Annotated in this window: 21 protein-coding genes; 19 read left to right on the forward strand and 2 right to left on the reverse strand. The window is 53.3% G+C overall.

Going from position 1 to position 23,876, the window contains the following annotated elements; genetic code table 11:
* Positions 1 to 9 precede the first annotated feature (9 nt).
* From KDC22_RS16705 to KDC22_RS16735, 7 genes are all read left to right on the forward strand, one after another.
* The gene (locus tag KDC22_RS16705) at positions 10 to 849 is read left to right on the forward strand and encodes an energy-coupling factor transporter ATPase (protein ID WP_246552671.1); all 840 of its coding nucleotides are present in this window, start codon (positions 10 to 12) and stop codon (positions 847 to 849) included.
* Entirely contained in the window at positions 801 to 1,694 is an 894-nt protein-coding gene (locus tag KDC22_RS16710) for an ATP-binding cassette domain-containing protein (protein ID WP_246552680.1), read from the forward strand. The genes KDC22_RS16705 and KDC22_RS16710 overlap by 49 nt, the downstream gene beginning before the upstream one ends.
* The gene (locus KDC22_RS16715) at positions 1,684 to 2,430 is read left to right on the forward strand and encodes an energy-coupling factor transporter transmembrane component T family protein (protein ID WP_211719707.1); all 747 of its coding nucleotides are present in this window, start codon (positions 1,684 to 1,686) and stop codon (positions 2,428 to 2,430) included. Before KDC22_RS16710 ends, KDC22_RS16715 begins: the two co-directional genes overlap by 11 nt.
* Before the next feature lie 126 nt (positions 2,431 to 2,556).
* Positions 2,557 to 4,062: an N-acetylmuramoyl-L-alanine amidase gene (locus tag KDC22_RS16720; protein WP_211719708.1), complete on the forward strand. Its 1,506-nt coding sequence runs from the start codon at positions 2,557 to 2,559 to the stop codon at positions 4,060 to 4,062.
* Positions 4,063 to 4,159: 97 nt separating this feature from the next.
* Positions 4,160 to 5,041 (forward strand): CPBP family glutamic-type intramembrane protease, encoded by an 882-nt coding sequence (locus tag KDC22_RS16725; RefSeq protein WP_211719709.1) that lies wholly within the window; start codon positions 4,160 to 4,162, stop codon positions 5,039 to 5,041.
* A gap of 299 nt (positions 5,042 to 5,340) precedes the next feature.
* Positions 5,341 to 6,090, forward strand: coding sequence for a MerR family transcriptional regulator (locus KDC22_RS16730; protein WP_211719710.1), 750 nt, complete (start codon positions 5,341 to 5,343; stop codon positions 6,088 to 6,090).
* Positions 6,091 to 6,185: 95 nt separating this feature from the next.
* On the forward strand, positions 6,186 to 7,664 hold the full coding sequence (locus KDC22_RS16735) for a right-handed parallel beta-helix repeat-containing protein (RefSeq protein WP_211719711.1): 1,479 nt from the start codon (positions 6,186 to 6,188) through the stop codon (positions 7,662 to 7,664).
* Positions 7,665 to 7,751: 87 nt separating this feature from the next.
* Here KDC22_RS16735 and KDC22_RS16740 read toward each other — a convergent pair whose 3' ends face one another.
* On the reverse strand, positions 7,752 to 7,991 hold the full coding sequence (locus tag KDC22_RS16740; RefSeq protein WP_211719712.1) for a glutaredoxin family protein: 240 nt from the start codon (positions 7,989 to 7,991) through the stop codon (positions 7,752 to 7,754).
* Between the two features lie 444 nt (positions 7,992 to 8,435).
* Between KDC22_RS16740 and KDC22_RS16745 the strand changes: the two genes are divergently transcribed.
* The 6 genes from KDC22_RS16745 to KDC22_RS16770 all read left to right on the forward strand — a co-directional run bounded on the left by KDC22_RS16745 (position 8,436) and on the right by KDC22_RS16770 (position 13,407).
* Complete coding sequence (locus KDC22_RS16745; protein WP_173137353.1) at positions 8,436 to 8,771, forward strand: metal-sensitive transcriptional regulator; 336 nt, start codon at positions 8,436 to 8,438, stop codon at positions 8,769 to 8,771.
* Positions 8,772 to 8,943: 172 nt separating this feature from the next.
* Positions 8,944 to 9,231, forward strand: coding sequence for a metal-sensitive transcriptional regulator (locus tag KDC22_RS16750; protein ID WP_211724079.1), 288 nt, complete (start codon positions 8,944 to 8,946; stop codon positions 9,229 to 9,231).
* 30 nt (positions 9,232 to 9,261) lie between these two features.
* Positions 9,262 to 9,462: a cation transporter gene (locus KDC22_RS16755; RefSeq protein ID WP_211724080.1), complete on the forward strand. Its 201-nt coding sequence runs from the start codon at positions 9,262 to 9,264 to the stop codon at positions 9,460 to 9,462.
* A gap of 30 nt (positions 9,463 to 9,492) precedes the next feature.
* Complete coding sequence (locus KDC22_RS16760; RefSeq protein WP_211724081.1) at positions 9,493 to 11,922, forward strand: heavy metal translocating P-type ATPase; 2,430 nt, start codon at positions 9,493 to 9,495, stop codon at positions 11,920 to 11,922.
* A 28-nt stretch (positions 11,923 to 11,950) separates the two neighbouring features.
* Positions 11,951 to 12,757, forward strand: coding sequence for a hypothetical protein (locus tag KDC22_RS16765; protein ID WP_211719713.1), 807 nt, complete (start codon positions 11,951 to 11,953; stop codon positions 12,755 to 12,757).
* A 32-nt stretch (positions 12,758 to 12,789) separates the two neighbouring features.
* Entirely contained in the window at positions 12,790 to 13,407 is a 618-nt protein-coding gene (locus KDC22_RS16770; RefSeq protein ID WP_173137349.1) for an NAD(P)/FAD-dependent oxidoreductase, read from the forward strand.
* 100 nt (positions 13,408 to 13,507) lie between these two features.
* On the opposite strand, the gene KDC22_RS16775 is transcribed toward KDC22_RS16770, so the two are convergent.
* Positions 13,508 to 15,799, reverse strand: coding sequence for a helix-turn-helix domain-containing protein (locus tag KDC22_RS16775; protein ID WP_211719714.1), 2,292 nt, complete (start codon positions 15,797 to 15,799; stop codon positions 13,508 to 13,510).
* Positions 15,800 to 16,056: 257 nt separating this feature from the next.
* Here KDC22_RS16775 and KDC22_RS16780 point away from each other — a divergent pair, with 257 nt between their 5' ends.
* From KDC22_RS16780 to KDC22_RS16805, 6 genes are all read left to right on the forward strand, one after another.
* Entirely contained in the window at positions 16,057 to 17,025 is a 969-nt protein-coding gene (locus tag KDC22_RS16780; protein WP_425516944.1) for an ABC transporter permease, read from the forward strand.
* A 15-nt stretch (positions 17,026 to 17,040) separates the two neighbouring features.
* Complete coding sequence (locus KDC22_RS16785) at positions 17,041 to 17,910, forward strand: carbohydrate ABC transporter permease (protein ID WP_173137343.1); 870 nt, start codon at positions 17,041 to 17,043, stop codon at positions 17,908 to 17,910.
* Positions 17,911 to 17,950: 40 nt separating this feature from the next.
* The gene (locus KDC22_RS16790) at positions 17,951 to 19,516 is read left to right on the forward strand and encodes an extracellular solute-binding protein (RefSeq protein ID WP_211719716.1); all 1,566 of its coding nucleotides are present in this window, start codon (positions 17,951 to 17,953) and stop codon (positions 19,514 to 19,516) included.
* A 74-nt stretch (positions 19,517 to 19,590) separates the two neighbouring features.
* On the forward strand, positions 19,591 to 21,834 hold the full coding sequence (locus tag KDC22_RS16795) for an Ig-like domain-containing protein (RefSeq protein WP_211719717.1): 2,244 nt from the start codon (positions 19,591 to 19,593) through the stop codon (positions 21,832 to 21,834).
* A gap of 98 nt (positions 21,835 to 21,932) precedes the next feature.
* The gene (locus KDC22_RS16800) at positions 21,933 to 22,709 is read left to right on the forward strand and encodes a glucosamine-6-phosphate deaminase (RefSeq protein WP_211719718.1); all 777 of its coding nucleotides are present in this window, start codon (positions 21,933 to 21,935) and stop codon (positions 22,707 to 22,709) included.
* Entirely contained in the window at positions 22,706 to 23,869 is a 1,164-nt protein-coding gene (locus tag KDC22_RS16805; RefSeq protein WP_211719719.1) for an N-acetylglucosamine-6-phosphate deacetylase, read from the forward strand. Before KDC22_RS16800 ends, KDC22_RS16805 begins: the two co-directional genes overlap by 4 nt.
* Positions 23,870 to 23,876: the final 7 nt, after the last annotated feature.

Genomic DNA, 23,876 nt, shown 5'->3' on the forward strand with positions numbered 1-23,876 from the left:
AGGTGGATTATGAGAGACGGTAACAGCGGAAGGAGGGGGTATACGCAGATGCTTGTTTTTGATCAAGTTGATTATCACTACCGGCGGGGGGTTCCCGTTCTCCGTCAGCTAAGCTTCACCATCCGCCAGGGCGAATTCACCTCCATCATTGGAGGGAACGGAAGCGGAAAGTCCACACTCGCCAAGTTAATGAACGGGCTGCTGCAGCCAAGAGAGGGACAGGTGAAGCTGGGGCAGCGGAATACCCTGAATCCAGAGGATCTCAGGGCGATTCGGGAGAGGGCCGGATTGGTATTTCAGAATCCTGATGATCAGTTCATCACCACATCGGTTCATGATGAAGTCGTCTTCGGGCTGGAGAATCTGCGTGTCCCCGGGGATCAAATAGCCGATCGGGTGAATGACGCTCTAAGAGCCGTTCACATGGTAGAGTATGCGGAGGCGATGCCGCATCAATTGTCAGGCGGCCAGAAACAACGGGTCGCGCTGGCAGCCGTCATAGCGATGAGGCCTTCTATTCTGATCGTGGATGAAGCGACCTCTATGCTCGATCCGCAGGGGAGACAATCCATCCTGGATGTGCTTCATACCCTGCACCGGCAGGGCATGACGATCATTCATATCACCCACCATATGGAAGAGATCTTGTCGTCCGGCCGGGTCCTGCTTCTAAGCCGCGGCGAAATCGTCTTCGACGGAACGCCCTCGGCCTTGTTCGGCAATGTATCCCTTGCTGAACATTCGCTTGCGCTTCCTTTTGCGGTGAGATTGCATCAAGCGCTTGGGTTACGAGCCCCATTGTGCGCAGACTGGAAGGAGACGATCACCGGCTTATGGTCTATGAGTTAAAGGACGTAGGTGTAAGAATCAACGGCAAAGACATTCTGCAATCGGTAAGCTGTACTCTTCAGAAGGGGAGATGGATATCGGTCATTGGGCAGGCCGGAGCCGGAAAGTCCACCTTCGCGCAAGTGATCACAGGACTGACTCCTTTCTGTACAGGCGAATATACGCATAACGGGCAGTCTCTGCCGGGGGATAGAAGAGGCAAGAGGACAGCCGTTCCGCAAGCGGGTTATGTGTTTCAGTTTCCGGAGCAACAGATTTTTGAAACGACGGTGTATAAAGAACTGGCCTTTGCCCTCAAAGTGAAGGGAGCAGCCCCTGACAAGCTGGACGAAGCTGTCAAAAGCGTTATGGGACAGCTCGGACTCCCGGAAAGCCTTCTCCAGCAGAACCCGTTACAGCTCAGCGGGGGACTTAAGCGTCTCGTCGCTATCGCATCTGTCTTGATTGCCGAGCCTGAGCTGCTTATTCTGGATGAGCCGACGGCCGGGCTTGATCCCCTAAGCAGGATAGCTCTGCTGAAGAAGCTTCAGGCATGGCAGCGGGAGAAGCAACGGACGGTGCTATTCATCTCTCATCAGATAGAGGATGTTGCCGAATATTCGGATGAGGTTATGATCTTTACACAGGGGCGCTTATTGGCCCATTTGGAGGTGAACGAACTGTTTCTGAGACAAAGTAAGCTCTTGGAGCAGGCCGGACTGCCTTTGCCGGAGCCGGTACAGCTTTTGAGATGGATGGAGGCTGCTTCCGGGTGTAGTCTGGAGCCAGCGAGCTGCAGGGAAGAAGATATTCTGCGGCTGGTGAGACCCGTTTGGCAGTCAAGAGGGTTGCACCATGGCGGATAACGTCCTATGGGGTCAATATATAGCTTCAGATTCGGTCGTCCACCGGCTTGACCCCCGAACCAAACTGTTGAGTGTGCTTGCCTTCACATTCTGCTGTCTCTTCCTCACTACATGGGGCGGATACGCGGTGGCGACTGTCCTGGCGGGCGGACAACTGCTGCTGTCCAGAGTCCCCTTCCGTACCTTCGGCAGAGCCATCAAGCCGGTTCTGCTCATTGTGTCCTTCACCTTGCTCTATCATCTCCTGGTCACCCGGGAAGGGATAGAGAGCGGAGTCTTCGTGGTCTGGCGTATTCTTTTGCTTGTATCGCTGGCCTCACTCTTAACACTCACCACCAAGCCGCTGGAGCTTGCCAAAGGGCTGGAGCAACTGCTTAAGCCGCTGTCTGCCTGGGGAGTTCCGGTAGAAGCTATGGCATTGACGGTTATGCTGGCCATTCGTTTCATTCCAACGATTAGCGAGGAGCTGGACCGCATGATTCTGGCACAACAGGCCCGAGGCTTCGACATCAAGTCTGCTAGAGGACACAGGCAGGGTTTGGCTTATTTGTCCTTGGTTGTGCCGCTGCTCATAACGACCATTCAGCGCGCCGAGCAACTGGCGATGACGATTGATGCAAGAGCTTACGGGAACGGGAAGGGCCGTACCTCCTATCGGGTGCTGACTTTTTCGCGGACTGATTATGCGGCTGGTGGGCTGCTGCTTGCATGTATTCTACTCATTCTGTACCTATGAACCGGAGTACCAGAATAACGGAGACACTGCGTGCGACGCAGATTCATGCGCAACCTATTCCAATTATTGGCGTCTACATTTAGAACTGTTAATTCCAAAATTAGACGAAATGGATGAGATGCACCTATGAGAAGGCTCAGTTATTTGCTCCTGTTCGTAGCCCTATGCTTATTGTTGCCGGTTAGCGGACAGGCTCAGGCTGCCGCCAAGAACCGCCCGACGATCCTGCTGGACGGACAAGCTATCCCTCTGCAAAAGAAAGACAAGGTAGAAATTATCAATGGCAGTGTAATGGTTCCCTTGCGGATCATTGCGGAGAATCTGGGCATGGGCGTAATCTGGAACCAGCAGGTTGGCACCGTAACCATCCCTAAGGAGATGGGCAGTGTAGAACTCACGATCGGGCACAAAAATGCCTGGATTGACGGAACCTCCCATCCGCTGTCCGCAGCTCCCCGGAACCTCAACGGAACCACGGTCGTGCCGCTAAGATTCATTAGCGAAGCCATGGGCGTAGGGGTGAGCTGGGACAACAAAAGCAAGATTGTCGGCTTGACTTCATCAACTCTTCCGCAACCGGGTTCGGGGCCTGATACAGATCCGGCCGCCACGCCTGCTGTTACAGCAACTCCTGAACCTTCAGCTTCTCCCAAGCCTGAAGGCACGGCAGTTCCGCCCGCCCCGGCAGCCGGAGCCTCAACGGTCAACGGGCTCAGCTTCAGCGGCAACCGCCTGATGATTGCTTTTGAAGGCAAGGTTCAACCCAAGGTCTATGCCGGGAACCAACCTCTGCAGATTGTAGTCGAGCTTCCACAAACGGCCCTGTCCGCCTCCTTCTTAGAGACGGTGCTCTGGGATAATCAGACCCAATCAGGAGAGCAGGCCATTACCGGAACTCCAAAGGTTAGCAAGGTGTATTACGAGCTCACGGGAACAGATGCTTCAACCGTTCGGGTCACTTTAGCACTCTCTGCAGATACGAATTATACCAGTTATATTGAGGAAGATGTCGCTTCACGCCTACTGATCGTCGACCTGAACTCTTCCTCCCAAGAACCGCCTTCAGTACAGCCTGCCCCTCCGGGGAACGGGAAAAAAATTATTGTGATTGATGCAGGACACGGCGCTGCTGATCCTGGCACTATCGGCATAACGAACACGCTGGAGAAAGATTTCAACCTCAGCCTGGCCTTAAAAGTGGAGCGTCTGCTGCTGCAGGAGCCGGCTTTTCATATTGTAATGACCCGGCGCGATGATACCTACCCGACCAATCCCAGGCGTGCAGAGATGGCCAATGAACTCGGGGCGGATGCCTTTGTATCCATTCATGCGAACTCTGTCCAAAACAGGCCGGATGTGCGGGGGACCGAATCCTATTATTACAGGAAAGACAGTAAAGCCCTGACCGATATGATACACAAGCATCTGCAAGGGGCAACCGGCTTCACCGACCGTAAGGTCAAGTCTAAAAAATTAATCGTATTGAGCCGTTCGACCATGCCGGCCACGCTACTAGAGGTAGGCTTCCTGTCCAATGCTACAGAGGAAGCGATCCTGTTCTCGGATGAATTCCAGAACCGGGTGGCGGCTGCTATTGTAGCAGGGATTAAGGAATATTTCGGTGTGTCCTGATCCTATTCATCACGGAATTAACGCATCATTCCTGCTAATCCAGGGTTGACCCTGACGTATACTGGAGGGTTTACAATGGAAGCAGGAGGGATCACAAATGGACAAAACAACATTGCCATCATCGAACATCTTAAGACGTACACCTGACCGCAGCTGGCTGGCAATTACAGCGCTTGGTTGGCTCGCAATGACCATAGGACTATTCACTGCTACTGTTGCCGGGAACGCCGTCCGGGCTTCCGATGCAACGGATAACGAAATTGCCGTTGTCCAAGCTTTGACTGCGGCGCTGCTTATTGTGCCCGCGGTCTGTCTCATCCAGCGCCGGTTCCGCCTGACCGCCAGGCTGCTACCGTTGACACCAGCCGCATTCCTGCATATGCTGGGCGGTGCAGCGTCCGCCTTGCTGATGGGGGGACTGGGCTTCATAATTACGGGTATGCTGGGCTGGACCACCATTACAGCCTGGCATTTCTCTGCGGAGCTGCTGCTGGCTGTAGCCTTCAACACATGTATTGCCTTCCTGTACGAGGCGCTGCCGGAGGAATTGTCAATGAGAGGAATAGTATACAGCGGCCTGCGGCTGCGCCTGCCTGCCTTCGCAGCTTACGGCGCTCAGGTGCTGTTGTTTGTGCTGGTGCCGGTGACGGTGAACCAGCTGCAAGCCTGGAGCGGGCTCGACCGCGGAAGCAGTATTAATGCAGAGTATGTGATTATGCTGTTATGTTATGGCACGATGCTTCAGCTATGGCGCAGCTTGACCGGATCACTGTGGGCTTCCATCGGATTTCATGTGGCCTATCTGGAAATTGCGCGGTTCGTTATCCTGCAGCAGGACCGGCGCTTGCTGACATACAGCGAGCTGGAGGCGGGGACCGGTCCCGTTGTGATCCAGTTTGGTGTAATCATTATCGGCAGCGCAGGGCTGCTGGCGCTGCTTAATCTGTGGCGCCGCCGGCGCCTGCGGACAGCATACTAGTAATAAACCATCATCCGGCCATGCCAGTGCCGGATGATTTACTGTGCCCAACCTTCTATATAAGAAGCACTAAAGGAATAAACTAAAAGCAAAAGAAGCGGAGGGGAAATTTGGAACTGTAGGAGCGGTAGCGACCGCCTTTGTCACCGGATTTCACCCGCTTACAGCGGTTCAAAATCAAGAAATCTGGGGACAACAGCGGCCGGAAGTCCAAATGTTCACCGCAGTGACGATGGAGCTTCAAGTTCAACTCTTAATTGCTTATTATATAGCAAATATTCCTATTTGGAGGAAAGCCCATGTATACCGTAGGCCAGCTGTCCAAGCTAACCGGTGTGTCTGTCCGCACCCTGCATTATTATGAGAAGCTGGGCCTGCTGGAGCCGGACAGGGATACCGGGAACCAGTACCGCTCTTATAGCGAGAATGAGATTCTACGGCTGCAGAAGATTGCTGTGCTGAAGCAAATGCATTTCAAGCTGAGTGAAATTAAAGTGATTCTCGACAACGGTGAGGTTGCACACCAGGATACTGCTGTCTGGAGCCGTGCACTTACGCAGCAGATGGTCTTCGTGAAGCAGGAGCAGGAGAAGCTGCGGGCGGTAGAGCATCTGCTGTTCTCCACCTTGTACGCGATGCGGGCAACCGAACAAGTGAATATTGAGGAGATGCTCGGATTTATCCGTGAGCTTGAACAGCCTTCCCAGGGTCCGCAGCTGCGGCAGCAGGCCTTCACTCCGGAAGAGCTGGAGGTGCTGCCGATTAACGATGTAAGCAATCCGCTCGCTATGGAGTGGTCCGATATTCTCAGGCGTGTCTCCGGACTGCTGGCAGAACCGCCCGATTCCGAAGCGTCGCAGCAGCTCGCGGCCTCTATTATAGAATATGCCGACAAGATGTTCGGCGGTGATGAGCAGCTCATTCAGAAATATTGGGAGTACATTACACCGCAAGAGGGACAAGCTGCACGGGTGTACGGGATGACCACCGAGGTCATGCAATATATGGATACAATCATCCGTATTTATTTGGGTGAGGATCATAAATAAGCTGAGAAGAGAGTGGATAGATGCTAAGAATTTTCTGGAGATCGGCTATCGTGCTTAGTATTATCGCATTACCCGGATGTTCAGGCGCCCGGAACATGCCGTTATCCGTTCAAGCTCCGCCGGAAGCTAAGCCGCAATACACGTATAGCACAGCTCCGGCCCCGAAGGCCAGTACAGCGCCGCAGCCGGATAAGGCCAACACTTACTATGTGGCTGTCGATGGAGCTGACAGTAATCAAGGGACCATAGATTCGCCCTGGAAGACGCTTCAGCATGCTGCGGACCTCGCAGAGCCGGGAACCCGTGTCTATATTCGCGGAGGCGTGTACCATCAGAAGCTGCACATCTCCAAGGGCGGCTCGAAGGATGCCGGTCCTGTCGTATTCGCCGGTTATCCGAATGAGGTGGCGGTGCTTGACGGCGAAGGCCTGCCGGTTGACGGCTTGGAGGGTATGGTCGAGATCCATCAGGCCAGCTATGTAACGATTCAGCAACTGGAAATCCGCAATTATAAGACAGCATCCCTTGGCGACATTCCCGCAGGTATCTATATTCACGGTTCAGGGAAGGACCTCTCTGTGCTCAATAACCGCATTCATTCCATAGCCAATACGGCCACGCCTGAAGGGGACGGGCTTACCGGAAGGGATGCCCATGGAATTGCCGTGTACGGAACCGAAGCGAAGGAAGCGCTGCAAGGAATGATTATTGATGGCAATGAAGTGTACGATTTGGTGCTTGGCTCAAGTGAGGCGCTGGTTGTGAACGGCAATGTGGATACTTTTGAGATTACGAACAATATCGTTCATGACAGCGATAATATCGGGATCGACCTGATCGGATATGAGGGAACAGCGGGAGACGAGCGGGTGGATCAAGCGCGTAACGGAACGGTCACAGGAAATGTAGTCTACGGGATTTCGTCCAATCTTAATCCGTCTTACGGGAACCCTGTACCCAATGACAGCCATGCGGCAGGTGGAATCTACATCGACGGAGGAAGGTCCATCCGGGTGGAGCAGAACCGCTTATATGATAATGACATCGGCCTTGAGCTTGCTTCCGAACATAAGGGAAGGCTAACCAGGGATATTACGGTCAAAAACAATCTGATCTACCGCAACCGGCTGACCGGTATTGCCATGGGCGGTTATGACGAGGAGCGTGGAGGCACCAGCGATAGTATCATCGAGTCTAATACGCTCTACAAGAACGACCTGCTGGGCGATGGCAACGGCCAATTGTATCTGCAAGCTAACTTAAGCGGTAATGTCATTACCCGCAATATTATCGTAGCAGGTGATTCCGGCGTTATGATCAGCAACGAATATACAAGCAACAGCAATAATACGCTGGGCAGCAACCTTTATTATACAGAAGCAGGGGCAGATCAGGCCTTTTGGGTATGGAAAAAGAAGGAATACCCCGGCTTCGCCTTCTACCAGCGCAGCACGGGGAACGATTCCAGCTCGCAGTTTGCCGATCCGCAGTTCAGGGACGCCGCCCGTGACGATTTCCGGCTGAAGCCGGGGTTCCCGGTAGTTGCAGGGAAACCCGCCGGGGCCAATCCGTAAGAGGGTTTTACATTGCGAAAAAAAAGATTGATTTGAATATAAGAAGAAAGGAGTCACTCTGCAGGGAGTGGCTCTTTTTTTGAGAAACTAGGTAAGAAGCAATTTTTCGATTTTTTGGCGATTGAATACAAAACCGAAAAATATCTGATTATCGATAAAAATAGTAGGAACTAAATTTTTCCCTGACCGATTTCGAAGTGTATCGGCATAATCAGGGTGATCGGCAATATCATACTCCGTAAACGAAATTTCATGTTCCCCTAAGAACTTTTTGAAATTTTTACAATCCTCACACGTTGGCGTTGTGTATACTTCTACATTGCTCATTACTTGCCTCCTCGCTCATATTTGATACGAACGATGAAATTATATCATATAGTCCCCTACCCTATGCAACCCATAATAAGCAACACCTTCTGCAAAGAGGAATATCAATACATCCATTATCGGAGTCGCGCTTCCGGCCATTAAGGAAGCCCTGGGTTATTCCCAGGATAACTTGCAGTGGGTGTTCAATGCTTACGTTATTTTCTTAGGAGGGTTAATGCTGCATTCATTGGCGCGGCGATTGCTGCTATCGCAGGTGCGGCTCTCTCGCTGCTCTTTTTACGGATGCCTAAACAATAAAGCATAGATTTCCTATACTTAAGCGATCCAGGCCATAATAAGGCTGGATCGCCTTTTTGTTCCAGCCTGGTCTCCACTATTTATGATTTTGTATAGGGTAGGGGGACTATGGTACAATATAAGCAAAGAGAAAGGAGTGAGGGCATGGAAGATATCATTCAAGAGGCCAATACACACACGCACGAATCCTGCGGTACCAATGAGCGGAAAAGCCATCATTCTGAAAAAAGCAAAAACGCACTTATCAGTCGGCTTAACCGGATTGAGGGACAGGTTAGGGGCCTTAAGGGTATGATTGAGAAGGATACCTATTGTGATGACGTTCTGAATCAGATCTCTTCGGTTCAATCGGCTTTGAACGGCGTCGGTAAACTGCTTTTGGAGCACCATATGAAGAGCTGTGTCATTGAACGCATTCAAGAGGGCGAGAATGAAGTAATTGATGAGTTATTGGTTACGATAAATAAATTAATGAAATAAGTGACTGCCGGGGATTCGCAAGAATCCTTTTCTTTTTGCATAAAATATAGGGTAGAGAGGTAAGGTAGTAAAATTCGTTTGACTTTATATAGTATAGGGGGGTATACTACATTCAAGGAGGTGATGAACATTGGATGAGCTTCAAACGAAGATCGAACAAGAGTGCTGCGGGATGAGCAACGGCCGAAAAAGTCATCATTCGAGTGTGGTGAAGGATGACTTAGTCGTCAGGTTAAACCGGATTGAAGGGCAAATTCGCGGTGTGAGGGGACTCATCGAAAAGGATACGTATTGTGATCAGGTATTGAATCAAATCGCTGCCGTTCAAGCCGCACTTAACGGAGTGCGAAAAGTTCTTCTGACGGGACATCTTAAAGATTGTGTGGTGGATCGCATTCAAAAAGGCGATTCAGAAGTCGTTGAAGAGCTGCTGCAAACCATACAGAAGCTAATGAAATAAACAAATAGATCATAAAAGGAGAAATGAATGATGAAAAATGTAAATCTAGATGTTGAAGGTATGTCTTGCGGACACTGTGTGAACTCAATCGAAGGTGCTCTGAGAACACTCGGAGCAAGCGGGAAGGTTGATCTTTCCGGCGGTACGGTCGCAGTTGCATATGATGAGAGTAAATTAACGCTGGATGCCATTAAAGAAGCCATTAAAGAACAAGGATACGACGTAGTTTAATCAATCGATGAAAGGAGCGAGGCGCTCGTGATGGAAGCAACCAGGTTGGAAACGGAGCAAACCTCCCTGCAATTAACCGGAATGACATGTGCCGCATGTGCAAACCGGATTGAAAAGGGATTAAATAAACTCGAAGGCGTAACGGAAGCAACCGTGAACTTTGCACTGGAACGGGCTACGGTTACGTATGATCCGAATAAAGTCAGTGTTTCACAAATGGAACAAAGTATTCAGAAACTCGGTTACGGTACGGCCAAAGAAGTTGTCGATTTCAATCTTGTCGGCATGTTCTGTGCAGCATGCGCCGTCAAAGTCGAAAAAACGCTGAATAAAACACCTGGCGTCACGAGCGCTGTCGTTAATTTCGCCATAGAGACGGCCCGGGTTGAATATAACGCAGCAGAAGTCACGATAGCCGAAATCCAAAAGCGGGTGGAGAAGCTCGGATACAAAGCGATTCCAAAGCAGGAGGAAGCGGGTCCTTCCCAGCACCGGGAGAAAGCCATTGCGCAGCAAAAGCGCAAGCTGCTCATCTCCTCTATTCTTTCACTGCCCTTGCTTTGGTCCATGGTTGGTCACTTTACCTTCTTATCATGGATCTGGATGCCGGATTTATTCATGAATCCGTGGTTTCAGCTAGCGTTGGCGACACCGGTCCAATTCTACATCGGCAAGCAGTTTTATGTGGGTGCTTTCAAAGCCCTCCGCAATAAAAGTGGAAATATGGACGTGCTCGTCTCACTGGGAACGTCAGCTGCTTACTTCTACAGTCTTTACTTAACCCTTGAGTGGGCTTCAATGGGCAGCATGGCTCACCATGGTCCGGCCATGTATTACGAAACAAGCGCGGTCTTGATCACACTTGTTATTCTTGGGAAGCTGTTCGAGTCGCTTGCCAAAGGCCGCACATCCGAAGCTATCAAAACGCTGATGGGACTGCAGGCGAAAACAGCTTTGGTCATTCGTGACAACCAAGAAATGACGATTCCTTTGGAAGAGGTACTTACCGGCGACATCGTCGTGATTAAACCAGGTGAGAAAGTTCCGGTGGATGGGGAAGTACTCGAAGGAAGTTCCGCAGTCGATGAATCGATGCTGACAGGCGAGAGTCTTCCTGTGGAGAAGAAAGCCGGAGATAACGTCATAGGTGCAACCATCAACAAAAACGGCAGATTAAAAGTGAAAGCAACCAAGGTTGGCAAAGAAACTGCACTTGCTCAAATCATAAAGGTTGTGGAAGAAGCACAAGGCTCGAAAGCACCGATTCAACGAGTAGCGGATGTCATTTCCGGCATCTTCGTACCGATCGTCGTCGGCATTGCGATTGCTGCCTTCCTGGTCTGGTACTTCTGGGTTACGCCTGGCGATTTCGCGGGTGCACTGGAGAAGGCGATTGCGATTCTGGTTATTGCATGCCCATGTGCGCTTGGACTTGCAACACCAACATCAATTATGGCGGGATCAGGACGCGCCGCGGAGCTCGGTGTGCTGTTTAAAGGCGGCGAGCATCTGGAATCTACTCATAAAATTGATGCTATTATTCTTGACAAAACCGGTACCGTAACGAAAGGCAAGCCGGAACTCACGGATGTTGCCGTCCAGCATATGAATGAACAAGATTTCCTTCGCTTGGTTGGTGCTGCTGAGAAGGACTCTGAGCATCCGCTTGCAGAAGCGATCGTATCCGGTATCACAGCCAAAGGCATTGAGCTTCCGGGTACAGAACAATTCGAGGCGATTCCGGGATATGGTATCCGTGCGATGGTCGAAGGCAAGGAAATTCTGGCCGGCACGCGCAAATTGATGGCCAAATATAAGATCTCTGTCGAACATGCCTTTGATCATATGACACAGCTCGAGGAGGAAGGCAAGACAGCCATGCTGATCGCGATCGATGGTAAGTACACAGGTCTGGTCGCGGTGGCAGATACCATTAAAGAAACCTCAAAAGCAGCTGTAGCCCGGCTGAAGGACATGGGTATTGAGGTTATCATGATTACTGGTGATAACGAACGTACAGCTCAGGCGATCGCCAAGCAAGTCGGTATTGATCAAGTCCGTGCGGAAGTCCTGCCGGAAGGCAAGGCGGAAGAAGTGAAGAAACTGCAGGCGCAGGGCAAGAAAGTAGCGATGGTCGGCGATGGCATCAATGACGCTCCTGCACTGGCGATGGCGGATATCGGCATGGCGATCGGAACAGGAACAGATGTCGCAATGGAAGCGGCTGATGTAACCTTGATGCGCGGCGATTTGAACAGCATTCCGGATGCTATCTACATGAGCCGCAAAACGATGAGCAACATTCGTCAAAACCTGTTCTGGGCGCTTGGCTATAATACGCTCGGTATCCCGATTGCGGCACTCGGATTGTTAGCACCTTGGGTGGCAGGAGCAGCCATGGCACTCAGCTCCGTCTCTGTAGTACTGAATGCATTGAGGCTTCAACGGATGAAAGTTTAACGAGCGAATCAAAGAAAGGGGATCAACCATGATGGATAAAAATCACGGAGGACATCAAACAGATCACAAAGCGAAGGAGCCGGCAGGTCACGAACATAGAGGTCATGGAGGTCATGGTAAGGAAGGCGGGGATATCATTAAAGCCGATAAGGTGAAGGCGGTATGGACGCTTGCAGGCGGTCAAAAGGCGCAGGCTAAGCAGGATACGATCATTCATCTGGAAGTTCGAAATGATGGAAAACCGCTTGATAAATTCGATATCAGCCATGAACAGAAGCTGCACATGATGATAGTCAGCAAAGATTTATCGTATTTTAATCACATACACCCGGCATTTAAAGGAAACGGACTATTTGAAATTAAGACTCAGTTTCCAGCTGGCGGGGATTACAAGCTGATTGCCGATTTTATTCCAACTGGCGGCAGCGCGATGAGTAAAATGGAGTGGGTGCATGTCGAAGGAGACACTGCAACAGCACAACCGGTCCAGCCCGAGAAGGAGCTTACCAAAGCCGTAGACGGGAAACTGGTAACCCTGCAATTTGATTCATTAGCGGCAAACAAAGAATTGATGCTTACCTATACCTTTAAACAAGAAAAAACGAAGACGCCCATTACAAACCTTCAACCCTATCTGGGAGCTGTTGGGCATGTTGTGATCTTGACGGAGAGTACAGAAGAGTATCTGCATGTGCATCCGATGGAAGAGACAGCTTCAGGACCGGATGCCCAGTTTATGACGACATTTCCGAAGAGCGGCCTCTATAAAATATGGGGACAATTCAAGCATAACGACCAGGTGTTTACGGTGCCTTTTGTCATAAATGTTCCTTAATACAGCCTAATCATAGGGAGAGTGAGCTAAGAGTGGCCGTAAAGAAGTTTGCCGTCACACCCGGCTTTGAAGTTGGCGGTACGGTATTTAAACCGGAACAGTTGGCAATTCTGGGCCGCATTGTTGGTGACAATGCTAAAATTGAATTGACCACATTTAAGCAGTTGTATGTTGCGATGGAGGAGGACCGGCTGGAAGAGGTACAGGATGAACTCCAAAAATCCGGTTTGCAGATCCATCCTTCCGGTTATTTCACCAAAAGCTTGATCGCCTGCAATTTCTGCAAAGGTGCCGAGGATGCCGGATTGGATGTAGCCAAGGCGCTGGATGAGATGATTGCCGGTCATGAGGTCCCAAGTCCCTTAAAGATCGGATACGCCGGATGCGCGTTAGGGACCAGTGAACCTTTGCTAAAAGATATTGCTGTTGTGAAGATGAGAGATACATTTGATATCTATATCGGAGGAGAAGCTAAAGGCTTGAAAGCGAAACTTGCCCGGCTCTTTATATCCGGGGTCAAAGAGGAACGGCTAATTCCAATCGTTACCGGATTGATTTCAATCTTTCAGGAGCATGGGAAAAAGAAAGAGAAATACAGCAAATTCATTGAACGCATAACGGTGGAAGCACTCCGGGAAACCGTATCCTAATGGTTTCAACCAGGGCTAACAGGAACATAGAGGACAGGCGTTTGCCGTCCTCTTTTTTCGCATATGTGCCTTTATTTAGCGAATGGTTGCTGTCGTACTTCTATTCGTGGTCGTACGTGCCCGTATTTGTTGAATGCTTTTGATCGTACCGCTTGCGGTATTCACCCGGCGTTAAGCCGGAGCTGCGCTTGAACGTGCGGATGAACGAATTCACATTCTGGTAGCCGACCTGAAGCGCAATATCCTGAATCCGCAGGTCGATATTCAGCAGCAGCTCCTTGGCCCGCTCGATCCGCAGCGTGTTCAGATATTCGCTGAAGTTGATCCCGGTTTTCTCTTTGAATATGCTCGACAAATACCCCGAGGTCAGATTCAGCTTGTCGGCTACAACGCTCAGATTAATATCCTCCCCGTAATGCTTGTCCAGATACTCTAGTACGAAGCTGATGACCGGATCACGAATCTCCGAGCCATTGCGGATGGCCGCAAGCACAGGAGTGAGCAGCCCGCTCAGCCATTCGCGGTATTGAACGGTGGAATAGAGGGCGGCGAACGGCTCACCGGACAGCGCAGAGAGAAGCCCCGCTTCAAGCTCCGGCAGGTTCTGCTTCATGACCGTTTTGCCTGTCTGCTCTACAACCCCGCGGGCAAATGTCCGGAAATCCTCAGCGGTGGCATCCTTATTCCGGAGCTGCTCCAGCTGACGCTCCACCCAGCCGAAGACTGCTTCTTCGCTGCCGGATTGCAGCAGGTTATGCAGCTCATCCCCGTTCGTTACCTTCCTATGGAACGCTTTGGCTGACGAGGCCCGCGGCTCCACAATAATCTGGGTCTCCCGATTTAATCTGCGTTCCTTCAGCAGTACCGTCAGGTTATGGTAAGCATCGGTAAACGGGGTTTCCCCGGAGTATACCGGACTGACTGCAATGGTGAGGTAGAGGGAAGGCTCCTCGGCCAGCAGCTCCTGCAAGGTGCCCAGCACCTGAAGAATTCCGCTCTGCGGACCCGGATTGAAGAGCAGCAAGAGCAGCAGGTCCTGCTCCGGCTGCAGGACGACACTCTCGCCCTCCCCTCCGGTGAATAGACGCTGAACCAGCTGCCATAGAGCCAGTGTGTGCTTCTCAGGCTCCTCCGGTATGCCAGTGAAGCTAAGCTTGAACAGGATAGACGCGTAAGGCTGTTCCGAATGCAGCGCCTCCTCCAGATCACCGAGCTTAGCGTTCAGCGGAATATTCTTCACTTTATGGGTATATGCATACTGGCGGACCAGCGAATTCTTGTGATCCAGATCGTTCTGGATGAATTGATTGTTCTCCAGGATGGAGCTCAGCCGGTCGCCGATAATGGCGAATTCCTTCACGCTGCTCCGCTTGCCGGGGCCGCTGCCTGCTGTGCGGTCAAGCGCGGCGACCAGGCGCTGAAGCGGCTGGTTGAGCCGGAAGCTGAACAAGAAGGAGAATAGCAGGCTGACCAGCACCGACGCAGTGAGCAGTACAGCCAGCAGCAGCCTCATGCCGCGCAGCCCGGTTGCGATGGCGGCAACCTCGGTCACCCTGACGTAGGTGAAGCCGGTTTGCGCCCCTTTTTCATAGAAATAATACTGATCCCCGATCCGCTCATGGGCACTTGTATTACCCGCATACTTCAGAGCCGGCAGTTTCGTCTCCGCTGTGGTGAAGAGCAGACGGTCCTGCGCATCCATTATATAGAAGGGATTCTTGCCGGCATCCCCATAAGCCTTCTCCAGCCGCTGCGGATTCAGCATCACCAGGCCGTATACCTCTTCGTAAGGAATCGCTTTGATCAGCACCGGCATCAGCCGTCCGAGCGGGCGCGTGGAGCTCATCGTTGTCTCTGTGAAGGAGGCGGCAGGCATGACCTTCAGATACTGGTTGTCCATGGTCTGGTTGCGCCAGAAGTCCGCCGTATATTCCTGACTGGAATAATATTTGCCGAACATGTCGCTGGTGCTGCTAAGCCCTTCTTTTTCGAGCACATAATCCTCCGTCTTGAAATACAGAATGAAATTCTCAATATGCAAAAAAGGATTGCCGTACAGCGTCATTAAATCCGACTTCACCTCGTTCACAACATCGTAACGCCGGTTCTCGTTCAGATGGCTGAGAATGCCCAGATTGGCGGTCCACGTATCCGACTGGGTGAGCGCCAGAATCATATTCTGGGTCAGCCGGAAGTGATTCTCATACCCCTCCACCGTCTGCTTGAGCGCCTGCTCATTCTGCCGGACGACCTCCTGATACACCTTGCCGCTAAGATATAGATGTGAGAACAGATTGAAGGAAGCCAGCAGCAGGATGATGCTCAGGAAGCTGAGCATGAGCTTGACAAACAAGCCGCTAAGGGCAAATTGGCTGGTCAGCAGTCTCTTCATAGGTAGTCCCCCTTCTGGTGCAGCCGCTTTATACATAGTTTTATCCTATCATAGCGGCATAAAGCTGACACGCACAATATGCACTTTTAACGATTTATACGCAGGTATCGGGAAATATGCAGATAAGGCGAAAAGTTATATAACATGCTGATAGCGCTTACCAAACCATTGCGGCTATACTTCGGAGACAAACCCGGGAATCAGCGGGGAAGTAAGCTGACATCCAAGCCATCATTAAGAACGTGAGGGGAATGCCTATGGCTCAACCGAGTGCAGTACAAGACAACTTGCGAAAGGAACTGAAGAATCCCTACCGGCGGCAGGGGCGGCTGCTGCGGACCTGGCACCATAACAAAGCGCTATGGCTGCTGTTCCTGCCGTGCCTGCTGTATTATCTGATTTTCCGGTATGCGCCGATGTTTGGCCTCGTCATTACGTTTAAGGATTATAATCTGTTCAAAGGGATCTGGGCCAGCGACTGGGTGGGGCTGAAATACTACCGGATGTTTGTGGAGAATCCCGAATTTTGGCCGCTGATGAAGAACACCTTACTGCTGGGCCTGTACAAGCTTGTATTCGGGTTCCCGGCTCCCATCATCCTGGCTATTCTGCTGAACGAGGTGCGCAAGGCAACATTCAAAAAGTTCGTACAGACCGTCAGCTATCTGCCGCATTTCATCTCCAATGTCATTGTGGCGAGCATGGTCATTATGTTCCTGTCACCCACCGGAGGCCTGATTAACAATCTGCTGGGCACGTTCGGAATTGGACCGATTAACTTCATGAACGAGCCCGGGTTATTCCGGGGGATCTATGTCCTGTCGGAGATCTGGCAGCATATCGGCTGGGAGACCATCATCTATCTGGCTGCTCTGACGGCGATTGACCCGCAGCTCTATGAAGCGGCAGATATGGACGGGGCCAGCCGGATGCGCAAAATATGGCATGTCACGCTGCCCGGCATCTCACCGGCGATTGTCATCACCCTGATTCTGAATATCGGCAAGGTGCTGGAGATCGGCTTCGAGAAGGTCTTCCTCATGCAGAACCCGGCGATCTACGATACGGCAGATATCATCAGTACCTATGTCTACCGGGTCGGAATGGAGCAGGGTAATTTCAGCTACGGCGCTTCCATTGACCTGTTCATGGGCATCATCAGCCTGATCTTCATCTATAGTGCCAATTACATCAGCCGCCGTGTCAGCGAGACAAGTCTATGGTAGAAAAGAGGTGTGGTGATGAGATCACCGAAGTTTTCCTGGTTTAACGTGGTCAGCACGGTCTTCCTGCTGGGGGTTGTAGTGATTACGCTCTATCCGTTTCTGCACATGCTTGCGGTATCCCTGAGCAGTGATGTCAATGTCATCAAGAACAACATCTCGTTCTGGCCCAAGGGCTTCAATGTGAATATGTATGAGCTGGTGCTTGGAGACCCGAAGATCTGGACGGCCTATAAAAACACGCTGATCTACACCGTGCTAGGCACCCTGATCTCGCTGGTAGTTACTTCGACAGGAGCCTATGCGCTCTCCCGCCGGGATATGGCGCTGCGGGGTACCTTCACCCTGCTGATCGTCATCACGATGTTCTTCAGCGGTGGAATGATCCCGACCTTCCTCGTCGTCCGCTCCCTGGATATGGTGGACACCGTATGGGGCATGGTGCTGCCGGGCGCGGTCAGTACCTGGAATCTGATTCTGATGCGGACCTTCTTCTCCGGTATTCCCAAGGAGCTGGAGGAATCAGGCCGCATCGACGGATTGAATGATATCGGGATCTTCATGCGGATCATTGTTCCGCTGTCGAAGGCTTCCTTCGCCACGATTGCTTTGTTTTACGCCGTGGGCATGTGGAACAACTTCATCTACCCGCTGCTGTATCTGCGCACCCCGGATCTGTTCCCGCTCCAGGTGCTGCTCCGCAATCTGGTGCTGGCGGGAAGTGCCAGCTCGGGGGATGTGACCGGGATCGGGGGAGATAATCAGGTCGTTGAAGAATCGCTCAAATATGCGACGATTATGGTCTCTACGCTGCCGATACTCACGGTATATCCGTTTGTTCAGAAGTATTTTGTCAAAGGCGCCATGATTGGTGCGGTGAAAGGCTGATCACCCTGCGCCATAATTACAATTAAGGGAGAGATGATGAATGAACAAATGGAAGTCTGTAATGCTGCCCCTCGTAACTGCCGCCATGCTGGTGACGGGCTGTAGCGGAGGCAACAACACTAGCACCCCGCCTGCTGCTACTGGTACATCCGGCGGAGATGCCGCTGCCACTGCCGGGGCGAAGCAGGAGCACACCTTCACCGCACTGCTGGACAACAACGCCACTTTCCCCTATTCCAAGGATTGGCCGGTCTGGGGCTGGATCAAGGACAAGACCGGCGTAACGCTGGAGGTGCAGACGCCTTCCGGGAAGCTGGCCGAAGCGCTGAACCTGGCGGTGGCCTCCAATGTCCTGCCGGACCTGATGTATATGCCCAACCGCAAGGAATCGAACAAGTTCGGGCAGCAGGGTGCACTCGTCGATCTGATGGAATACATGGATAAGCTGCCGAATTTGACCGCATGGATGAAGCAATATCCGGATGAGGCGAAGGCGGCGCTCTCGGCCGACGGCAAAATGTATATGTTCCCGAACCAGGGCTTCGGGGAGACGAACCGCATGATCTGGATGTACCGCCAGGATGTTTTTGAGAAGGAAGGCATCAAGGCTCCGGCCACCTATGAAGAGCTGCATACAGCCCTCAAGACGCTCAAGGCGAAATACCCGGACAGTTATCCGCTATCGGTCCGTTACGGCCAGATCCCCGATGAGATGAATATGAGCATGACCGTTAACTATGAGACAGGGGAAGGGGCGTACTATGATTTTGACAAAAAGGAATGGCGTTATGGTCCGACAGAGGAGAGCTACAAGGAGATGGTCGGCAGATGGAAGCAGTTCTATGATGAAGGGCTGATTCCGCCGGACTTCCTCTCCTTACAAACCAAGCAGTGGCAGGATATGGTCTCCACCGGCAAGTCATTCGTGACAGTTGATTACATCAGCCGGGTGGACTTCTTCAATAATGCGATGCGCAAGGAGAATCCTGAGTTCAATATGCAGTTCATGGCTCCTCCTGCCGGGCTTCCCGGCGGTAAACAGCTGAATCCTTACTTCCATTATATGGAAGGCGGACTGACGGTCGCTTCCACCTCTAAGAATATCGAAGACATCATGAGTTATATGGACTTTTTCTATTCGGAAGACGGACGGACGCTCAGCAGCTGGGGAGTGGAAGGCGAGACGTATGTGAAGGAAGGCGACGCGATCAAGTTCAAGCCGGAATTCACCGATGTCATTGAGATGCGGAAGCAGACGGGACTGCAGACCAGCGGAACGTATACCTGGATTGACTTCGACGCCCATCTGTCCCTGTTCTCGGAGGACCTGAAGCACGCCTATGAAGAAGCCGTCAACTACGATCCGGCCAATATGCAGCCGCGTCCGGCCTTCACGGAGAAGGAGAATGAAGTCATCTCGATCACCGGGCAGGCGATCAAGAAGCACCGCGATGAGAGCTTCGCGAAGTTCGTCACCGGCTCCCGCAAGCTGGCGGACTGGGATAAATATGTGGAGGAAATGAACAATCTGGGCGTAGACAAGCTGCTGGAGACGTATAAGGAAGCGTATGACCGCGTGCAGAATATTCAATTAGGCAGTAAATAATTGCAGGGCAGAACCGCAGAAGCACAGGCAAGGCATTCAGGGTAATCGCTTGACCATTAAAGGAGGCGCCGCTTATGAAGCAATGGCTGCAAGGCTTTGGCAAACGGTATGGATGGATATGGTCTGTGATGTTGCTGGTTGTAATCTTGGGAACGGCGGTTCCGGGCACTGCCCGGGCCGCAGGCACCATTACGCTGGACGAACCGCCCGGAGGATATGTATCCTCCGGCGGGCTGGTGGAAGTCAACGGAACCTATACTGGACTGTACGATGTCCGGTTGTATGTAGACGGAACAGCCCAATTCGAGGTGCTGCTGGACGACCCGGACGGAGATGACAGCGGCACCTGGTCTTACACGCTGGACACTGCCCGTTACAACGGTTCAGTGGAGCTGGTGGCACGAGGGCTGGATACCACCACCCGCTACGGGGTGTGGAGTCCGTCTGTCACCCTTGAGGTGAACAATCCCGCAGGCGTTGCGCCCGTGGTGACGATTACGGGGCCGGACGAAGGGATCGCTGTGACCGGACAAGTGGCGGTCACCGTCCAGGCAGAATCGGCTACGCCGGTCTCGGCCGTACAGGTCCGGGTGAACCGGGGACCCTGGCAGCAGGCAGCCTATAATGGCACGGACTATGTATATGCCTGGAACACGGCCGGAACCGGCGACCGGACCGTCAGCCTTGAAGCACGGGCAACCAATGCGCCCGGACGTTACGGCTATAGTCCGACCGTCTACGCTCAGGTCGGTGCGGGCACCCATGAGCCGGCACTTCCGTTGCCGGAGCAGGACCGGGCGATGTGGATCTGGGAGCCGGAGAGCTACAAGCTGCTGCTGAATCCGGGCTCGCGGGAGGTGCTGGAAGCCTTCGTTACGGACACCGCAACCTTCGGATCAGAGCCGGTCACGACGCTGTATCTGGCTGTAGGCAGTTATGCCGGGTACCGGGCGCTGGAGGAGCAGGAAGATGAGCTGCGCTCCTTCATGCGCTGGGCGCATGAGCGGAACTTAAGTGTCCATGCCCTGGTGGCGGGCGGAACCTCCCCGGCTTATATGGGAGCCTATGAGCGCTACCACGATCATGCGGTGCGGGAGATCGAGCAGATTATCAACTACAATCTCACCGTTGCCGGGAATGAGCAGTTCGACGGGATCAATGTGGACATCGAGCCGTATATTTCCCCGGATTTCAAAAACCCAACCAAGTTCCTGCAGAAGGAGTACCTGGACGGCCTGCAGAAGATGATTGACCGCCGCGATACAGCGGGCATCCGGCTGCCCTTCGGCCCGGCTGTGCCCAAGTGGTACGATTCCTCGGAGCAGGGAGCTAATATCTTGTGGAACGGCACGACGAAATGGCTGTCTGAGCATATCCAGGATATCTCCGACTACATCTCGATCATGGATTACCGGGATTCTGCCGACGGGACTGCAGGTATCATTGCCGGTGCAGCCGGGGAGCTGGCCTACGCCGAAGCAATCGGCAAGCCGAATTCTGTAGTCATCGGGGTGGAGACTCTGGACATTGCGAACAGCGGCGACCCGGAGACCATCTCCTTTCAGGAGGAGGGCCGCAGCCACATGGAAGCTGAGCTGGACAAGGTGTATGCCGCTTCCGGGCAGAGCAGCGCCTTCGGCGGCATAGCTGTACATCATTATGATTCGTACCGGGCGCTGCCTTCCTATTGGGGGCCGGGAGGGGTATTCTGGACGGCGCCGGAAGACGATGAAGCACCGTCTGCACCTGCGGGCACACCGTCCGCTGTTGCCAGTGACTATCAGAGTATAAGGCTGACTTACGGCATGGCCAGCGACAATTCGGAGGTAGACCGCTATATCGTCTACCGCAGCACGGTGCCCGGCTTCACGCCTACCGCTGCGGACATTGCCGGTCTGGCCCGGGGCCTGAATTACCAGGACAAGGGACTGCTGCCGGAGACCACCTACTACTACCGTGTAGCGGCCCGCGATCTGGCGGGCAATATCGGTCCGTTCTCCAGTATTGTATCTGCGGTCACCGGCAGCACGGCGCTTAAGCCAATGATCGCGACAGATATGCTGTTATCGTATAACGGTACAGCGGCGGCAGCTTCCATGAAGGTGCGTGATTACGCTACCGGCCAAGTGCTTGCCGGTGCCGCCGTGGAAGGGCGGTTCACGTATTCCGCAGGCCGTTACTCGGCGGCTGTTACGGGAGCGGACGGGCGTGTAGCTTTTACTTCAGAAGCCATTCCCCCGGGCCGACAGGCCGGGTTCGAGCCCAGAAGAATTCAGGCAGCCGGTTATTACTATGCCAGCGCCCATAACCAGCCGTAAGCCATGACGCTACTCCGTATGGTGTAGACTTGGCGCATCAACGTTAGTGCAATAGACAGGGGCGAGAGCTTCGCCCCAATAAGGAGGGAAGCATAACCATGACAGACATTATTAACCCGGCAGCGGAGCATCAGGTGGAACGTATGCTTGTGCTGGTCTATAACCACCGCAGTCACATGGGTACGGCGGCAGCCGGACAGGTCGGGCAGAGGATCAGAGACTTGCAGGAGCATTCCTCAGCTCCGGTCCGCATGATATTTGCAGCAGCCCCGTCACAGCAGGAGCTGTATGAGGGACTGGTGCAGGAGCAGGGGATCGACTGGTCCCGGGTCTGTGCTTTTCATATGGATGAATATATCGGCCTGCCGGCTGACGCTCCCCAGCGCTTCGGGAACTACTTGCAGGAGCGGCTGTTCCGCAGAGTGAATCCGGGTCGGATGGAGCTGCTCGGGAGAACAGGCAATATCGAAGAGGAGTGCCGGAGATACGCAGCTCTGCTGAATGAAGCGCCTATTGATATCGTCTGCCTCGGCATCGGGGAGAACGGGCATATTGCGTTCAATGACCCGCCTGTGGCGGACTTTGCAGATCCCTATCCCGTGAAAAGCGTTCTGCTGGACGAAGCCTGCCGTCAGCAGCAGGTGAACGACGGCTGCTTCGCCAGCCTGGACGAGGTACCCGCCCATGCGCTGACCCTGACGGTGCCTGCCCTGATGGCAGGGCGCCATCTGTTCGCCATGGTTCCCGGCAAGGCCAAGCATGACGCTCTTCAGGCGGCTCTCTATGATCCGGTCAGCACCGCGTGTCCGGCCAGCATTCTCCGTACACATCCAGGTATTACGCTATTCACCGACCGGGATGCCTACGGCTCATGAGCGGCGTCATCGCCGGACGACATTACAGAAGCGGCCTTCCGGTTGAGGTGAGTATAACCGACGGCGTCATTGCCAAGATCGTTACCCTGGAGGAGAATCCTCTCACATTAGACTGGCCCTGGCTGGCGCCGGGTCTGGTCGATTTACAGGTGAACGGTGGCTGGGGCTTGGATCTTAACACGCTGCCGCTGCGGCCGGAGACGGTATCTGAACTCTCACGCCGCCTGCTGGCGCGGGGAGTCACGGCTTATTGCCCGACCCTGATTACGAACAGGGCAGAGGCACTTGCCCAGGCGTTGTCCGTCATTGCGGAAGCCATGCGGACACAGCCGAATGCCGCTGGTCTGATTGCAGGGATTCATCTGGAGGGGCCCTTTCTGTCACCGGAGGACGGACCGCGCGGGGCCCATCCAAGGGAGCATATCTGCCCGCCGGACTGGGAATCCTTCTGCCGCTGGCAGGAGGCGGCGGAAGGGCAGATCCGGATCATTACGGTGTCCCCTGAATGGCCGGACGCCGCAGCCTTCATCTCCAGATGCAGCGCCTCCGGTGTCCGGGTCTCGATCGGACACACGGCGGCTTCGCCGGAGCAGATCCGGGAAGCGGTTGCCGCAGGCGCGGTGATGTCTACTCATCTGGGCAACGGCACACATCTTACGCTTCCGCGGCATCCCCACTATCTGTGGGAGCAATTGGCCGCCGATGAGCTGTACGGCTGTATGATTGCGGACGGCTGCCATCTGCCGGATTCACTGCTGAAGGTCATTCTGCGGATGAAGCGCAGCCGGGCGATCCTGGTCAGCGATGCCGTATCGCTGAGCGGCATGGCGCCGGGCGCCTACCGGCTGCATATCGGCGGCGACGTTGTTCTGACGGCAGAAGGGCGGCTGCATCTGGCGGGCAATCCGCAGCTGCTGGCAGGCTCGGCCATGATGCTGGCCGATCAGGTGGCCTATCTGGCGGAAGCCGGACTGGCACCGCTGGAGGAGGCCCTTGATTGCGCCTCGGTTCACCCCGCCCGGCTGCTGGGACTTTCGCAGGCAGGAGGGCTTACCGCCGGTGCGCCTGCGGATCTGATCAGCTTCCGCAGGAACGGCGGGGCCATGGATATTCAGACGGTATGGAAGAATGGCCGGATTCACGCGGCCGATAAGGATTAGGAGGAGA

The sequence above is a fragment of the Paenibacillus tritici genome (genome assembly GCF_018207515.1).
GTDB classification, from domain to species: domain Bacteria; phylum Bacillota; class Bacilli; order Paenibacillales; family Paenibacillaceae; genus Paenibacillus_AQ; species Paenibacillus_AQ tritici.

Excerpts from the sequence above, each read along its gene's own strand:
- KDC22_RS16705 (WP_246552671.1), top strand. The coding sequence starts at position 10 with ATGAGAGACGGTAACAGCGGAAGGAGGGGGTATACGCAGATGCTTGTT.
- KDC22_RS16715 (WP_211719707.1), top strand. The coding sequence starts at position 1,684 with ATGGCGGATAACGTCCTATGGGGTCAATATATAGCTTCAGATTCGGTC.
- KDC22_RS16720 (WP_211719708.1), top strand. The coding sequence starts at position 2,557 with ATGAGAAGGCTCAGTTATTTGCTCCTGTTCGTAGCCCTATGCTTATTG.
- KDC22_RS16725 (WP_211719709.1), top strand. The coding sequence starts at position 4,160 with ATGGACAAAACAACATTGCCATCATCGAACATCTTAAGACGTACACCT.
- KDC22_RS16730 (WP_211719710.1), top strand. The coding sequence starts at position 5,341 with ATGTATACCGTAGGCCAGCTGTCCAAGCTAACCGGTGTGTCTGTCCGC.
- KDC22_RS16735 (WP_211719711.1), top strand. The coding sequence starts at position 6,186 with ATGCCGTTATCCGTTCAAGCTCCGCCGGAAGCTAAGCCGCAATACACG.
- KDC22_RS16740 (WP_211719712.1), bottom strand. The coding sequence starts at position 7,991 with ATGAGCAATGTAGAAGTATACACAACGCCAACGTGTGAGGATTGTAAA.
- KDC22_RS16745 (WP_173137353.1), top strand. The coding sequence starts at position 8,436 with ATGGAAGATATCATTCAAGAGGCCAATACACACACGCACGAATCCTGC.
- KDC22_RS16750 (WP_211724079.1), top strand. The coding sequence starts at position 8,944 with ATGAGCAACGGCCGAAAAAGTCATCATTCGAGTGTGGTGAAGGATGAC.
- KDC22_RS16755 (WP_211724080.1), top strand. The coding sequence starts at position 9,262 with ATGAAAAATGTAAATCTAGATGTTGAAGGTATGTCTTGCGGACACTGT.
- KDC22_RS16760 (WP_211724081.1), top strand. The coding sequence starts at position 9,493 with ATGGAAGCAACCAGGTTGGAAACGGAGCAAACCTCCCTGCAATTAACC.
- KDC22_RS16765 (WP_211719713.1), top strand. The coding sequence starts at position 11,951 with ATGATGGATAAAAATCACGGAGGACATCAAACAGATCACAAAGCGAAG.
- KDC22_RS16775 (WP_211719714.1), bottom strand. The coding sequence starts at position 15,799 with ATGAAGAGACTGCTGACCAGCCAATTTGCCCTTAGCGGCTTGTTTGTC.
- KDC22_RS16780 (WP_425516944.1), top strand. The coding sequence starts at position 16,057 with ATGGCTCAACCGAGTGCAGTACAAGACAACTTGCGAAAGGAACTGAAG.
- KDC22_RS16785 (WP_173137343.1), top strand. The coding sequence starts at position 17,041 with ATGAGATCACCGAAGTTTTCCTGGTTTAACGTGGTCAGCACGGTCTTC.
- KDC22_RS16790 (WP_211719716.1), top strand. The coding sequence starts at position 17,951 with ATGAACAAATGGAAGTCTGTAATGCTGCCCCTCGTAACTGCCGCCATG.
- KDC22_RS16795 (WP_211719717.1), top strand. The coding sequence starts at position 19,591 with ATGAAGCAATGGCTGCAAGGCTTTGGCAAACGGTATGGATGGATATGG.
- KDC22_RS16800 (WP_211719718.1), top strand. The coding sequence starts at position 21,933 with ATGACAGACATTATTAACCCGGCAGCGGAGCATCAGGTGGAACGTATG.
- KDC22_RS16805 (WP_211719719.1), top strand. The coding sequence starts at position 22,706 with ATGAGCGGCGTCATCGCCGGACGACATTACAGAAGCGGCCTTCCGGTT.